The 13,766-nt window shown below is 72.0% G+C and carries 13 protein-coding genes and 2 tRNA genes; 4 read left to right on the plus strand and 11 right to left on the minus strand.

Annotated elements, in window-relative coordinates:
* Window positions 1-50: 50 nt before the first annotated feature.
* Window positions 51-1,343 (plus strand): tetratricopeptide repeat protein, encoded by a 1,293-nt coding sequence (locus tag FLX08_RS26340; RefSeq protein ID WP_142622444.1) that lies wholly within the window; start codon window positions 51-53, stop codon window positions 1,341-1,343.
* Window positions 1,344-1,354: 11 nt separating this feature from the next.
* Window positions 1,355-2,899 carry a HoxN/HupN/NixA family nickel/cobalt transporter gene (locus FLX08_RS26345; protein WP_244312898.1) on the plus strand — a complete coding sequence of 515 codons (1,545 nt, stop codon included), beginning with the start codon at window positions 1,355-1,357 and terminating at the stop codon, window positions 2,897-2,899.
* 39 nt (window positions 2,900-2,938) lie between these two features.
* Here FLX08_RS26345 and FLX08_RS26350 read toward each other — a convergent pair whose 3' ends face one another.
* The 3 genes from FLX08_RS26350 to deoC all read right to left on the minus strand — a co-directional run bounded on the left by FLX08_RS26350 (window position 2,939) and on the right by deoC (window position 6,444).
* Window positions 2,939-3,814 carry an aldehyde dehydrogenase family protein gene (locus tag FLX08_RS26350; RefSeq protein WP_142622446.1) on the minus strand — a complete coding sequence of 292 codons (876 nt, stop codon included), beginning with the start codon at window positions 3,812-3,814 and terminating at the stop codon, window positions 2,939-2,941.
* Between the two features lie 221 nt (window positions 3,815-4,035).
* Window positions 4,036-5,490, minus strand: a complete 1,455-nt coding sequence (locus FLX08_RS26355; RefSeq protein ID WP_142622448.1) for an aldehyde dehydrogenase family protein — start codon at window positions 5,488-5,490, stop codon at window positions 4,036-4,038.
* 15 nt (window positions 5,491-5,505) lie between these two features.
* On the minus strand, window positions 5,506-6,444 hold the full coding sequence (deoC, locus tag FLX08_RS26360) for a deoxyribose-phosphate aldolase (protein ID WP_142622450.1): 939 nt from the start codon (window positions 6,442-6,444) through the stop codon (window positions 5,506-5,508).
* 207 nt (window positions 6,445-6,651) lie between these two features.
* Between deoC and FLX08_RS40835 the strand changes: the two genes are divergently transcribed.
* Together FLX08_RS40835 and FLX08_RS43015 are read left to right on the plus strand one after the other, a co-directional pair.
* Window positions 6,652-6,819, plus strand: coding sequence for a hypothetical protein (locus tag FLX08_RS40835; RefSeq protein ID WP_167530576.1), 168 nt, complete (start codon window positions 6,652-6,654; stop codon window positions 6,817-6,819).
* Window positions 6,820-6,940: 121 nt separating this feature from the next.
* Window positions 6,941-9,826 (plus strand): ATP-binding protein, encoded by a 2,886-nt coding sequence (locus FLX08_RS43015; protein WP_142622452.1) that lies wholly within the window; start codon window positions 6,941-6,943, stop codon window positions 9,824-9,826.
* Window positions 9,827-9,833: 7 nt separating this feature from the next.
* Here the strand turns inward: FLX08_RS43015 and FLX08_RS26370 are convergent, their stop codons facing one another.
* The 8 genes from FLX08_RS26370 to FLX08_RS26405 form a co-directional block, all read right to left on the minus strand.
* On the minus strand, window positions 9,834-10,403 hold the full coding sequence (locus FLX08_RS26370) for a TMEM165/GDT1 family protein (protein ID WP_142622453.1): 570 nt from the start codon (window positions 10,401-10,403) through the stop codon (window positions 9,834-9,836).
* 220 nt (window positions 10,404-10,623) lie between these two features.
* On the minus strand, window positions 10,624-11,682 hold the full coding sequence (locus FLX08_RS26375) for a UDP-N-acetylmuramate dehydrogenase (RefSeq protein WP_142622455.1): 1,059 nt from the start codon (window positions 11,680-11,682) through the stop codon (window positions 10,624-10,626).
* Between the two features lie 40 nt (window positions 11,683-11,722).
* On the minus strand, window positions 11,723-12,076 hold the full coding sequence (locus FLX08_RS26380) for a hypothetical protein (protein WP_142622457.1): 354 nt from the start codon (window positions 12,074-12,076) through the stop codon (window positions 11,723-11,725).
* Window positions 12,077-12,133: 57 nt separating this feature from the next.
* Complete coding sequence (locus FLX08_RS26385) at window positions 12,134-12,562, minus strand: MaoC family dehydratase (RefSeq protein WP_142622459.1); 429 nt, start codon at window positions 12,560-12,562, stop codon at window positions 12,134-12,136.
* 2 nt (window positions 12,563-12,564) lie between these two features.
* Complete coding sequence (locus tag FLX08_RS26390) at window positions 12,565-13,014, minus strand: MaoC family dehydratase N-terminal domain-containing protein (protein WP_142622461.1); 450 nt, start codon at window positions 13,012-13,014, stop codon at window positions 12,565-12,567.
* Between the two features lie 149 nt (window positions 13,015-13,163).
* The gene (rpmG, locus tag FLX08_RS26395; RefSeq protein WP_030510782.1) at window positions 13,164-13,328 is read right to left on the minus strand and encodes a 50S ribosomal protein L33; all 165 of its coding nucleotides are present in this window, start codon (window positions 13,326-13,328) and stop codon (window positions 13,164-13,166) included.
* Window positions 13,329-13,408: 80 nt separating this feature from the next.
* A tRNA-Met gene (locus FLX08_RS26400) sits at window positions 13,409-13,482 on the minus strand.
* A 178-nt stretch (window positions 13,483-13,660) separates the two neighbouring features.
* Window positions 13,661-13,733 (minus strand) — tRNA-Thr (locus tag FLX08_RS26405).
* Window positions 13,734-13,766 lie beyond the last annotated feature (33 nt).

Consider the following 13,766-nt stretch of genomic DNA (forward strand, 5'->3'; position numbering starts at 1 on the left):
TCCCCCGGTGTGTCCCCGGTCCCGCGCCCGCCTCCGAAGGGATGATCGTCGTGAAGATTTCCGTGAAGATCCGCGGCCTCGCCGCCGTGGCGGGCCTGGCCGCCGCGCTGACCCTCGGCGCCGCGGTGATCCCCCACACCGACGGCGACCCGCCCCCGTCGGCGGCGGTGGCGGTGGCGGGCGAGACACCGGTCTCGGACGCCTCTCCCGGCGAGGCGATCCGTTCGCTCACCGCACGGCTCCGCCGCCTGCCCAAGGACCACGAGGCATGGGCCCGGCTCGGCATGGCGTTCGTCCAGCAGGCGCGGCTGACCGGCGACCCGTCCAACTACACCGGCGCCGATCGGGCACTGGCCCACGCCACCGCCCTCCGCCCGGACGACTTCGCCGTGCTGACCGGCCGCGCCGCGCTGGCCGCCGCCCGCCACGACTTCACCGAGGCCGTCCGGCTGGCCAGGCTGTCGGAGGCCGCCAACCCCTTCGGGGTGGACGCCCAGGCCGTGCTCGCCGACGCCTACACCCAGCTCGGCCGCTACCGCGACGCCGGCAAGGCGATCGACAGGATGATGACCCTGCACCCCGGCGTCGCCGCCTTCACCCGCGCATCGTACGACGCCGAACTGCGCGGCGACCGGGCCGAGGCCCGCCGCATGCTGGAGCACGCGCTGCGTGACGCCTTCGCCCCCGCCGACATCGCGTACTGCCGCCACTATCTGGGAGAGCTGGCCCTGCACTCGGGTGATCTCGACGAGGCCACGCGGCAGTATCGGCTCGCGCTGAAGGCCGACCCCGGCTTCACCCCGGCCCTCGCCGGGACCGCCAGGGCCGCCGCGCTCGGCGGCCGGACGGCCGATGCGGCCGATCTCTACGCCACCGTCGTCGCCCGCCTACCCCTCGCCCAGTACGTCACCGAGTATGCCGAGGTGCTGATCGCGGCGGGCAGGGATCCGTCGGACCAGTGGGCGCTGCTGCGTGCGCAGCGGGACCTGATGCGGCAGGCCGGTGTCAGGGACGACCTGACGTGGGCCGAATATGAGGCCGACCACGGCTCACCGGCCCGGGCGGTTGATCACGCGCGCGCCGAGTATGCCCGCCACCCCAACCTGGTCGCCGCCGACGCCCTGGCCTGGGCCCTGCACCGGGCCGGCCGCGACGAGGAGGCGTTGCGGTACGCCCGCGAGGCGACGGCCACCGGCTGGCGCAACGCGTTGCTCCTCCACCACCGGGCGGAGATCGAGCGCGCCCTCGGCAGGGAGAAGGCGGCCGGGAAGTCGGCCGCCGCGGCCCGCCGGGCCGATCCCGTCTTCTCCCCCGCCCTTCCGGCCCTGGCGAGGCACTCATGAGACGCGCGTGCGTGACGATCGTTCTCTTGGTGGTCGGAATGGTGTTCGGGGTGGTGTGCGGGGCGATCGCCCTGGCCGCCGCTCCCGCCGCCGCCGGGACCGTGCCCAGGCACCCGCTGGGCAACTTCACCGTCAACCACTACGACGGCCTGCGGATCACGCCGGACGAGGTGGAGAACCTGGCGATCGTGGACAGCGCCGAGCTGCCCACCCTCCAGGCCCGCACCGCGGTGGACGCCGACCGGTCGGGCACGGTGTCCGGCGCGGAGCGCTCGGCGTACGGGCTCGCCCGGTGCCGCGAGCTGGCGGCGGCGCAGCGCCTGACGGTGAACGGCGTGGTCACGCCGTGGCAGGTGACCTCGGCCGATCTCGCCTACCAGCCGGGGCAGGGAGGACTGGAGACCAGCCGGCTGACCTGCCGGCTGACTGCACAGGCGGCGACACAGGCGGCGACACAGGCGAGCATCTCGTTCGGCGACGGCTATCTCGCCGACCGGATCGGCTGGCGTGAGATCACTGCGTCGGCGGGGGACGGGGTGCGGCTGACGCGCTCGTCCGTCCCGGAGGCGAGCGTCAGCCGGGAGCTGCGGGCCTACCCGGACGACCTGCCGGACGGCCCGCTCGACGTGCGCCGGGCGGAGCTGACCGTCGCGCCGGGAACCGGGACGACGGCGCTCAGGCCGCCGCCGTTGCTCGGCGGCCCGGCCGGGGACGCGCTGGCCGCCCTCGACGGGGCCTTCACCCGGCTGATCGGCCCCGGCTCCCTGACCCTGCCAGTGGGCCTGCTCGCGGTGCTGCTGGCCGCGCTGCTCGGGGCGGGTCACGCGCTCGCCCCCGGGCATGGCAAGACCGTGATGGCCGCTTATCTGGCCGGGCGGCGGGGACGTCCGCGCGACGCGCTGGTCGTGGGTGTGACCGTGACCGTGTCCCACACGTTCGGCGTCCTGGTGGCCGGTCTGCTGCTGACCGCGTTCTCCACCCTCACCGGGGAGTCCGTGCTGGGCTGGCTCGGCGTGACCGGCGGCCTGCTGGTCAGCGTCGTGGGCGCCGGTCTGCTGCGCTCCGCCTGGCGCTCACGCAGGGACGGCACGCACGAGCACAGCCACGAACACAGCCACGAGCACAGCCACGAGCACAGCCATGAGCATGAACACAGCCACGGTCATGGCCACGGGCACGGGCACGGGCACGGTCATGAGCACCGCGGCGGCCGGAGCGGCCTGGTGGGCATGGGCGTGGCGGGCGGCCTGGTGCCCAGCCCGTCCGCGCTGGTCGTCCTGCTCGGCGCGGTCGCGCTCGGCCGCACCTGGTTCGGGATCGCGCTGGTGTTCGCCTACGGCGTCGGCATGGCCGTCACCCTCACCGTCACCGGGCTGCTCCTGGTCCGCCTGGCGGCGCGGCTCCACCGTGTCGTCTCCCGTGTCGTCTCCCGCGCCGGCTCCCGCACGGGGGGCCTGGCGTCCCGCTGGCCGGCGCTGGCGCCGGTCGGCACCGCCTGCGTGGTCATCGTGCTCGGCCTGGGCCTCGCCGTACGCGGCCTCGCCGGTGCCGTGTGACCGGCCCTCCCGGCCCGCTCGGGCCGGGAGGGAACGGGTTCAGATGCCGATCGGATGCCAGACGGTCTTGGTCTCCAGGAACGCCGTCATCCGCTCGATGCCGGGGTCGGCGAGCCAGTTCACGCGATCCACCGGCGGCCGGAGCACCCGCTTGAGGTTCTCCGCGGCCAGTTCCTCACACGTGACGGCCAGCTCGGGATCTGCGCCGGTCAGGTCGATGCCGTTGACGTCCATGTGGCCCGCCAGCCAGGGGGCGATCTCGGCGGCCGAGCCGGTGAGGATGTTCACCACCCCGCCGGGCAGGTCGGAGGTCGCCAGCACTTCGGCCAGCGTGATCGCCGGCAGCGGCGCACGCTCGGAGGCGATCACCACACAGGTGTTGCCGGTCACGATCACCGGGGCGATCACGCTGACCAGCCCGAGCAGCGGTCCCTCCTGCGGGGCGACCACGGCCACCACGCCGGTCGGCTCGGGGCTCGACAGGTTGAAGTAGGGCCCCGCCACCGGATTGGACGACCCGAGGACCGCGCCGATCTTGTCGGACCAGCCCGCGTACCAGACCAGCCGGTCGACCGACGCGTCCACCATCTCGCCGGCCTGCTTGGCCCCCACGCCGCCCATGGCGGTGATCTCCGCGACGAACTGCGCGCGGCGGCCCTCCAGCATCTCGGCGATGCGGTAGAGGATCTGGCCCCTGTTGTACGCCGTGGCGCCCGACCAGCCGGGGAACGCCTTGCGCGCCGCCCCGACCGCGTCCCTGGCGTCCTTGCGCGAGGCCCTGGCCGCGTTGGCGAGGAAGTCGCCCTTGGAGGAGGTCACGACATACGACCTTCCGCTCTCCGAACGCGGGAACGCGCCGCCGATGAACAGCTTGTACGTCTTGCGCACACTCAGGCGTTCGGTGCGCTCACTCATCGAAGGTTCCAATCTCCAGAGGACGGGCCGGCTGGTAGGTCTGGCCACAGCGGCACACGCCGCCGCGGTGCGCGAACCAGCCGTGCCGTACGGCGAAGCGGCGGGAGCGGCTGCCCCGGGAGAAGCCGTCACCGGCGCCGGCGCGCGCCCGGCGGGCCAGACGGCGGCGCTGCCCGTCGTCGCACCTGCACGACGGCCGGCCGGAGGGGTGATGACACCGGTCATACGGCAAGGTAGGCCTCCAGACCGTGCCGTCCGCCCTCGCGGCCGTAGCCCGACTCCTTGTAGCCGCCGAAGGGCGAGGTCGGGTCGAACCGGTTGAACGTGTTGGACCAGACGACGCCCGCCCGCAGCCGGGACGCCATCCACAGCATGCGCGAGCCCTTCTCGGTCCACACGCCCGCCGACAGCCCGTACGGCGTGTTGTTGGCCTTCTCCACCGCCTCGGCGGGGGTGCGGAAGGTCAGCACCGACAGCACCGGGCCGAAGATCTCCTCCCGGGCGATCCGGTGCGACTGGGCCACGCCGGTGAAGAGGGTGGGCGGGAACCAGTAGCCGCGGTCGGGGATCGGGCAGGCGGGCGACCACCGCTCGGCGCCCTCGGCCTCCCCGGCCGCCGACAGCTCGCGGATCTTGGCGAGCTGCTCGGCCGAGTTGATCGCGCCGATGTCGGTGTTCTTGTCCAGCGGGTCGCCGAGCCGCAGCGTGCCGAGGCGCCGCTTGAGCGCCTCAAGGAGCTCGTCGGCGACCGACTCCTGCACCAGCAGCCGCGATCCGGCACAGCAGACGTGGCCCTGGTTGAAGAAGATGCCGTTGACGATGCCCTCGACGGCCTGGTCGAGCGGCGCGTCCTCGAACACGATGTTGGCGGCCTTGCCGCCCAGCTCCAGCGTGAGCTTCTTGCGGGTCCCCGCGAGGCTCCTGGCGATAAGGCGGCCGACCTCGGTGGAGCCGGTGAAGGCGACCTTGTCCACGCCGGGGTGACCGACGAGCGCGGCGCCCGTCTCGCCCGCGCCGGTGACGATGTTCACGACGCCCGGCGGCAGGTCGGCCTGGCGGCAGATGTCGGCGAACGCCAGCGCGGTCAGCGGCGTGGTCTCGGCCGGCTTGAGCACGACCGTGTTGCCGCAGGCCAGCGCGGGCGCGATCTTCCAAGCCAGCATGAGCAGCGGGAAGTTCCACGGGATGACCTGCCCGGCCACGCCCAGCGGCCGGGGATCAGAGCCGCCCTGCCCATCTGTCGGCCTCCGGCCGAACCCGGCGTACGACAGCTTGTCGGCCCAGCCGGCGTAGTAGAAGAAGTGGGCGGCGACCAGCGGGAGATCCACGTCGCGGGACTCCCTGATCGGCTTGCCGTTGTCGAGCGTCTCCAGGACCGCCAGCTCACGCGCGCGTTCCTGGATGATCCGGGCGATCCGGAACAGGTACTTGGCCCGCTCCGCGCCCGGCATGGCCGACCACACGGGGAACGCCTTGGCCGCGGCCTGGACCGCGCGGTCGACGTCGGCCTCCCCCGCCCACGCGACCTCCGCGAGCACCTCCTCGGTGGCCGGGTTGACGGTCTTGTGGCGCTCCTCGCCCTGCGGCTCGACCCACTCGCCGTTGATGAACAGGCCGTACGACGGCCGGATGTCGACGATGTCCCGCGACTCTGGTGCGGGTGCGTATTCGAACATGTCTCAGTCCAGCCCTCAGTCCAGCGTGAAGTAGTCGGGACCGGCGTACCGGCCGGTGGCCATCTTCTGCCGCTGCATGAGCAGATCGTTCAGCAGCGAGGAGGCGCCGAGGCGGAACCAGTCGGCGTGCAGCCAGTCGGGCCCGGCGGTCTCGTTGACCAGCACCAGGTATTTGATCGCGTCCTTGGTGGTGCGGATGCCGCCGGCGGGCTTCACGCCCACCTTGCGGCCGGTCGCGGCCAGGAAGTCGCGCACGGCCTCCAGCATGACGAGCGTCACGGGCAGCGTCGCGGCCGGCGACACCTTCCCGGTCGAGGTCTTGATGAAGTCGGCCCCGGCGATCATCGCGAGCCAGGAGGCCCGCCGCACGTTGTCGTACGTCGCGAGCTCGCCGGTCTCCAGGATCACCTTGAGGTGGCTGTCGCCGCAGGCCTCCTTGGTGGCGACGATCTCCTCGTACACCTTGAGGTAGTCGCCGGCGAGGAACGCGCCGCGGTCGATGACCATGTCGATCTCGGCGGCTCCGGCGGCCACGGCGAGGGACGTGTCGGCGACCTTCACCTCAAGGGAGGACCGGCCGCTGGGGAACGACGTGGCGACGGACGCCACCTTGACGCCGGATCCGGCGAGGGCCTCGACGGCGGTCGCGACCAGGTCGGGGTAGACGCAGACGGCGGCGACCGGCGGCACGGAGGAGTCGGTGGGGTCGGGCCGCACCGCCTTGGCGCACATCGCCCTGACCTTGCCGGGGGTGTCCGCGCCTTCCAGGGTGGTGAGGTCGACCATCCCGATGGCCATGTCGATGGCCTGTTTCTTGGCGGTCGTCTTGATGGATCGCGTGCCCAGCATCGCGGCCCGGGCGTCCGCCCCGACCCTGTCGACCCCGGGAAGGCCGTGCAGGAACGCACGCAGCGTCGAGGGTGAGGAGGCGACCTCCGCGAGCGGAGTAGTCATAGTTGGCACGGGACCAGCATCCCCGACCACGCGGAATGATTCCAAACCCGGGGACCCGGGCGTCCCTAAGGCATCTCCTTACCCGCCTTAGAAGTCCTATGCCATAAGCCCCTGTCAGAGATAGGGCATCCGCCCGATGTGCCGCACCACGCCTTAGACCGAACCTTGAGGAGTACGAGAAGAGACCCGAAACAAGGAGACACTCTGATGGGTCCGGAACTGCACTACCAGGTAATGATCAACCGGGCGACCGAGCTCCAGGAGGAGGCCGCCGCCCACCGCCGCGCCCGCGAGGCGCAGTCGGGCCTGAAGGCCCAGCAGCGCTCCGGCCACCGCCGGCTGCGTGCGGCCTTCGGCAAGCTCCGCACCTCATGAGACGCGCACGAAGGCCCGGCCGGACCCTCCCTCCCGGCCGGGCCTTTCAGCCGCCCTGAGGCTCATGGGGGCACAGAGGTCTGACTGAAAAACCAGGCGAAGTCACGCAAAGGGTCATGACATGCTGGAGCACATGACACGCCGGGCGGTGAGCCCCGTTTTCGTCGGGCGGGGCGTGGAACTGGAGACCCTGGGCGAGGCCTACGACCAGGCGCGCAAGCAGGCCACCGCCGCGGTGCTCATCGGCGGCGAGGCGGGCGTGGGGAAGACCCGCCTCGCCGGCCGGTTCGCCGAGCAGGCCGCGCAGGACGGGGCCCACGTGCTCGTCGGGGGCTGCGTGGAGCTGTCCGCGGAGGGCCTGGCCTACGCGCCGTTCACCGCCGCGCTGCGGCAGCTCGTCCGGGAGTGCGGCGCGGCCGAGGTCGCCGCCCTGCTGCCCGACGGCGCCGCCCGCGACCTGGCCAGGCTGCTGCCCGAGTTCGGCGAGCCGAGCGGCGACGGGGAGACCGAGTCGGCCCGCGCCCGGCTGTTCGAGCTGATCCTGGCCCTGCTCGAACGCCTCTCCGAGCGGCGGCCGGTGGTGCTCGTCATCGAGGACATCCACTGGGCCGACCGCTCCAGCCGCGACCTCATCGCCTTCCTCAGCCGCAACCTCAAGACGGCTCCCGTCCTGATGGTCATGACGTACCGCTCGGACGAGCTGCACCGCACCCATCCCCTGCGGCCGGTGCTGGCCGAGCTGGGGCGGGTCGACGGCGTGGTCCGGGTGGACCTGCCCCGCTTCACCCAGGACGAGGTCGCCGAGCAGATGGCCGGGATCCTCGGCGTGACCCCCGAGTTCGCCAGGGTCGACCGGGTCTTCGACCGCAGCGGCGGCATCCCGCTGTTCGTGGAGGCGCTGCTCGACTGCGGCGAGGACTGCTCGTTCCCCGACTCGCTGCACGACCTGATCATCGGCTCGGTGGAGCGGCTGCCCGAGGAGACCCAGCGGGTGCTCAGGATCGCCGCCGCCGGGGGCATCCGCGTCGGGCACGCCCTACTCGCGGCGGTCAGCGGCCTGTCCGACGTGGATCTGGAGAACGCGCTGCGGCCCGCCATCGCGGCCAACGTGCTGCAGGTCGCCGACGGCGGGGCGTACGCGTTCCGGCACGCCCTGATCCGCGAGGCGGTCCACGACGAGCTGCTGCCCGGCGAGCACGCGCGGATGCACGCGCGGTATGCCGAGGAGATCGACCGCGACCGCGGCCTGGTGCCCCCGGGCCGGGCGGCCATCGAGATCGCCCACCACTGGTACTCCGCCCGCGACGACCTGTGGGCGCTGATCTCCGCCTGGGAGGCGGCCGAGAAGGCGGCCAAGTCGTTCGCCTACACCGAGCAGATCCAGCTCCTCGAACGCGTGCTGACGCTGTGGGACAAGGTCCCCGACGCCGCCGAACGCATCGGCCACGACCACTGCACGGTGCTGGAGCGGGCCTCCGAGGCGGCCTTCCTCAGCGGCGAGATGGAGCAGAGCCAGAAGTACGTGCGCGGCGCCCTGGCCGAGCTGGACGAGGAGACCTCCCCCGAGCGGGTGGCCGAACTGATGGTCCGCATGGCCAACGTCAAGGCGCACAAGGGCAAGCCGGGAATCCTGGAGTATCTGTGGCGCGCCGAGCGGCTGGTCCCGCAGCCGGGCGACGTGCGTGCGCTGGTCCTGACCCGGCTGGGCCAGACCCTGATGTGCGCCGACGGGGTCGCCGAGGGCACCGCGCTCACCGAGGAGGCGCTGCGCATCGCCCGCGACATGGGCGACGAGGTGCAGGAGGCCGACCTCCTGATCAACATGGCGCTCGGCCACTCCATCAACGGCGACCTTGAGACCACGATCGCGCTCAACGAGCAGGCGCTGGCGATGGGCCGGCGCCTGAAGTCGCCCCGCATCATCCTGCGTGCCCTGGCCAACAACGTCGACGCCCTCGACAACCTCGGCCGTTCCGAAGAGGCCGTGGCGCTCGCGCTGGAGGGCGAGAAGCTCGCCCGGCGATACGGCAGGTTCCGCCACCAGGGCACGTTCATCGCCAACAACCGGGCGGAGGCGCTGGAGTCGCTCGGCCGGTGGGACGAGGCCGTCGAGATCATCGAGCGGTCCCTGACGATGGGGCCGACGCTGCGCAACCGGTGGCACATGCTGCGGGTCCGCGCGGACATCGCGATCGCGCGCGGCGAGGAGGACCTGGCGGAGGACATCCTCACCGAGGTCGGCGCCTTCTCCCCGCACCGCGACGAGCAGACCCAGGAGTGGACGAACAACGTCCGCCTGCGTCTCGCGTGGCACCTGCTGCGCGGCGAGCCCCTGAAGGCCCTCGACGTGCTGGAGACGGCGCTCGACAACCCGCCGCTGGCCCGCAAGGCCATGCTCGCCGGGCGGCTGCTCGCCTTGGTCCGATACGTCTGCGACGCGGCGGCTCCGGTCGCCTCCGACCCGGTGGCCCGGGTGCGGGAGCTGGGCGACCGGCTGGCCGTCAACCTCGGCGACGGTCCGGTGAACGAGGCGTTCGGGCTGGTCTACCGGGGCGAGTTCGACGCCGCGGCCGAGGCGTGGCGCCGGCTGGGCCGTCCGCACGTCCAGGCCAAGGCGTTGCTGCACGGCGCCACGGTCGCCGCCGCGAGCGGCGACCGTGAGGGTGCCATCGCGCGGCTGCGCGAGGCCTGCCCGCTCGCGGTCGCGTTGCGCGCCACCCCGATGGTCACCCAGATCGAGACGCTGGCCCGGCGCGTCGGGACCCCCCTGTCCGACCCCACCCCGTCCGAGCCCGTACGGCAGGCCGACCTGACCCCGCGCGAGCTGGAGGTGCTGCGCCTGGTGGCGGCCGGGCGCAGCAACCGGGACATCGCGGCCGAGCTGTTCATCTCGGCCAAGACCGTCAGCGTGCACGTGTCGAACATGCTGCCCAAGCTGGGGGTGTCGACCCGGGGCGAGGCCGCCGCCGCGGCCCACCGCCTGTCCCTGCTCGACCAGCTCGACTAGCCGAGAGTCAGGCGAACAGGGGCTCGGCCAGCAGCAGCACGCCGAAGACGGCGAACGCCGCGGCGGCGCCATACTTGATCCACTTCTCGGGCAGGCGCGTGCCGAGGAACCGGCCGACCAGGATGGCCAGCGCGTCGGCGGCGACCATGCCCACGGTCGAGCCGACCCACGTGCCGAACCAGCCGTGCTGGGTGGCCAGCGTGATGGTGGCGAGCATGGTCTTGTCGCCCAGCTCGCTGAGGAAGAACGCCACGGCGACGGCGATGAACGCGTTGCGGGTGGTCTTGGCCGCCTTGCCCTTCTCCTCCTCGGTGAGCTCGTCGCCGCGCAGCGTCCACGCCGCGAAGGCGAGGAACGCCAGGCCCGCGACGATCGAGATGGCGGTGGTGGGGAGGGCGTCGCCGACGACCCTGCCGAGCCCGACGCTGACGAGGTGGACGAGCGCGGTCGCCGCGGTGATGCCGGCCAGCACCGGCCCCGTCTTGAACCGGGTCGCGAAGGTCAGGGCCATGAGCTGGCTCTTGTCGCCCAGCTCGGCCACGAAGATGACGACGAGAGAGATCCAGAGGGCTTGCACGGGGTCGCCTTCCTACAGGGGAGTCTGCGACCGGGCCGCCGTGCGACACCCGGGGAGTTCGGGCACGACTTCGGCCCGGCAGCATGTGATCATGACTGTCTGTGATCATTACTGTCGGGCCGAAGGTCTCGTCCGCCACGAGGGCTCCACGACCGGGCGGGCGAACCGCCAGTGTGTCGATCAGTGGATTGTGGACTACTCCCCTTCGGGTCATCCCAGTTTAACCGAGCTCCAGACGCGCTCCCACCAGCACCGGCTCGTTGACGAGCCACACCCCGAACTTCTCGTGCACGCCCTCGCGCACCTCGCGGGCCAGCGCCAGCAGCTCCGCCGCGCCCGCCTCGCCGGTGGGGTTGGTGAGGGCCAGCGTGTGCTTGGTCGAGATGCGCACCCGGCCCTTCTCGTAGCCCTTGGGGAACCCGGCGTTCTCGATCAGCCACGCCGCCGGCACCTTGACCATGCCTCCGGGCATGTCCCAGCGCGGGTGGCCGGGGGCCCGCAGCTCCAGGGCCGCCGCCTCCTCCGGGCCGAGCACGGGATTGGTGAAGAACGACCCGGCGCTGCGCGTGTCCGGGTCGCCGGGGTCGAGCACCATGCCCTTGCCGCGCCGCAGCTCCAGCACGGCCTCCCGCGCCTCGGCCAGCGGCACCCGCGCGCCGATCTCCACACCGAGCCGCGCGGCCAGCTCTTTGTACGCCACGGGCCCCGACAGCGGCGAGCGCTCCAGAGCGTAGGTGACGGCCAGCACGACGTGCCGGTCTGGCTCGTGCTTGAACGCGCTGTGCCGGTAGGCGAAGCCGCACTCGGCCGCCGTGAGGTCCCGCACCTCGCCGGTCCTCCGGTCGTACACGCGGACGGCGGCGACCGTCTGCGAGACGTCCTGCCCGTACGCGCCGACGTTCTGGATCGGGGTGGAGCCCACCAGCCCGGGAACGCCCGACAGGCACTCGACCCCCGACCAGCCCTCGGCCACGCAGCGGGCGACCAGGGCGTCCCAGTCCTCCCCCGCCTGCACGGTGACCAGCACGCGCCCGTCCTGCGACATCTCCTCCACGCCCAGCGTGGCGACGCGCACCACGAGCCCGTCGAACCCGTCGTCGGACACCACGAGGTTGCTGCCGCCGCCGAGCACCAGCACCGGCTCGCGTGCGCGGTCGGCCTCGGCCACGATCGCGATCAGCTCGTCCTGCGTCCGCGCCTGCGTGAACGCCCGGGCCGGTCCGCCCGTCCGCAACGTGGTGTACGGGGCGAGCGGCACCCCTGCCAGCCGGTCAGCCATCGGTCTCCTCGCACCCGGAACATCCCGACGAACAGGATATCTACCCGCGATCCTCGCGTTCCGCCTCGGCGATCGACTCGTCGACCCGGGACGTGGCCGAGCTGCCGTCCCACAGGAGCTGGGAGGCGACCACCGACGGCTCGCCCGAGGGGGTCAGCGCGGTCTCGATCGTCCCGCCGGGAGCGGTGTCCCGCTTGACCTCGGTGATCTCCTCCGGGCCCGCTGCCGCGGCGGCCTCCCTGGCGTTCCGCGCCCACGGGCGGGGCAGGGCGCCGCCGTGGGCGTCGCCCGCCTTGCCCGGGTCCTGGGTCTCCGCGGCCGCCCCGGCGACGTCGCCCTGCTCGCGCTGGGTCGTGACCGGCTCGTTCTTCGCTTCGCTGTCTCGCTCGCTCACGATCCGACCGCTACCCAGCACCGCGACGGCCAACCGGGCCCGGCCAGGCGGGGGAACTCAGGAGAGCTGGACCACCGCGCGGGCCTTGGACAGCACACGGGAGTCGCCGGACTTCGCGGTCAGCGCCACGACGACGCGCTTGTCCTCGCGCTTCTCCTCGACGACCCCGCTGATCCTGATCGTCGCGCCGTTGTCGTCGTCCGGCACCACGACCATGGAGGAGAACCGGACGCCATACTCCACGACCGCGCCGGGGTCGCCCGCCCAGTCGGTCACGAACCGGCTGCCCTGCGCCATCGTGTACATGCCGTGCGCGATGACGTCGGGCAGGCCGACCGCCTTCGCGTAGCGCTCGTTCCAGTGGATGGGGTTGAAGTCGCCAGAGGCGCCGGCGTACCTCACCAGGTCCACCCGGCGGACCTGGTATTCGACGGCCGGGATCTCCTGGCCGGTCTCCACCTCGTCGTACTTGACCGTCGCCGCCATGATCAGGCCGCCCCTCCGCGCTCCACGATGACGTTGTACGTCCGGCAGACCAGCTCACCCGAGGTGGTCGAGACGTCGCTGCGCAGCGTCAGGAACTCGTTGCGGCCGACGCTGCGGATCTCCGCGATGGTCGACGTGCACACCAGCTCGTCGCCCGCGTGGATGGGCCGCTCATACTCGAACCTCTGCTCGCCGTGCACGACCATCGCGAAGTTGAGCCCGAGGCCGGGGTCGCCGAGCGCGTCACCGGTTCCGAGAAGGCTGAACACGATGGGGAACGTGGGCGGCGCGACGACGTCCGGGTGCCCGGCCGCCACCGCGGCCTGCCGGTCGTGGTAGATCGGGTTGGAGTCGCCGATCGCGGTGGCGAACTCGCTGATCTTCACGCGGCTGACCTCGTAGGGCGCGGACGACTCGTACGTCCGCCCGACGAAATCGCGGTTCAAAGGCATCGGGCCGGGCTCCTTCGGATCGGCTGGGTAGGCCGTACCGTAACAGACCTACGCCGGCGGGCACCGGCCCGCACCGCCCCGGACACGACAAACCGGCGCCCCAGTCAGGGAACGCCGGTGTCGGAAGTGCGTGCGGTCCGTGCCGTGACCTAGCGGGTCTCGCGGTGCGCCCGGTGCGTCTTGCAGTTGGGGCAGTACTTCTTCAGCTCAAGCCGATCCGGGTCGTTGCGCCGGTTCTTCCGCGTGATGTAGTTGCGGTGCTTGCACTCCTGGCAGGCCAGCGTGATCTTCGGCCTAACGTCTGCGGCAGCCACGTGGGAGTGCCTTTCTGCGTTCGGGACTACTGGACAACCCGCACCGGGGCCCCCTTGTTCAGGGTGGCCCGGCAGGGTAGTAGCGGAGGCCGGACTTGAACCGGCGACACAGCGATTATGAGCCGCTTGCTCTGCCTGACTGAGCTACTCCGCCTCGGCCGGAAACGAATCCGGCCACGCAAGGATACCCGACCTGTACGGCTATTCGCGCATCGGGATCAGCCATGATCGAGATCGGTGCTTCGGCGAGGATGAGGCATCCCCACCAAGCCGAAAGCCCCACCCTGCAGCGCTCAGTCAGAAACGCTGCTTGGATAGGACTTTCTGGCTAGAGCCCCCAAACGGAATCGAACCGTTGACCTTCTCCTTACCATGGAGACGCTCTGCCGACTGAGCTATAGGGGCGGGCCCGCCTGCCGCTCTCGCGGTGCGGACAGG

It is taken from the genome of Microbispora hainanensis, assembly GCF_006874475.1.
GTDB classification, from domain to species: domain Bacteria; phylum Actinomycetota; class Actinomycetes; order Streptosporangiales; family Streptosporangiaceae; genus Microbispora; species Microbispora hainanensis.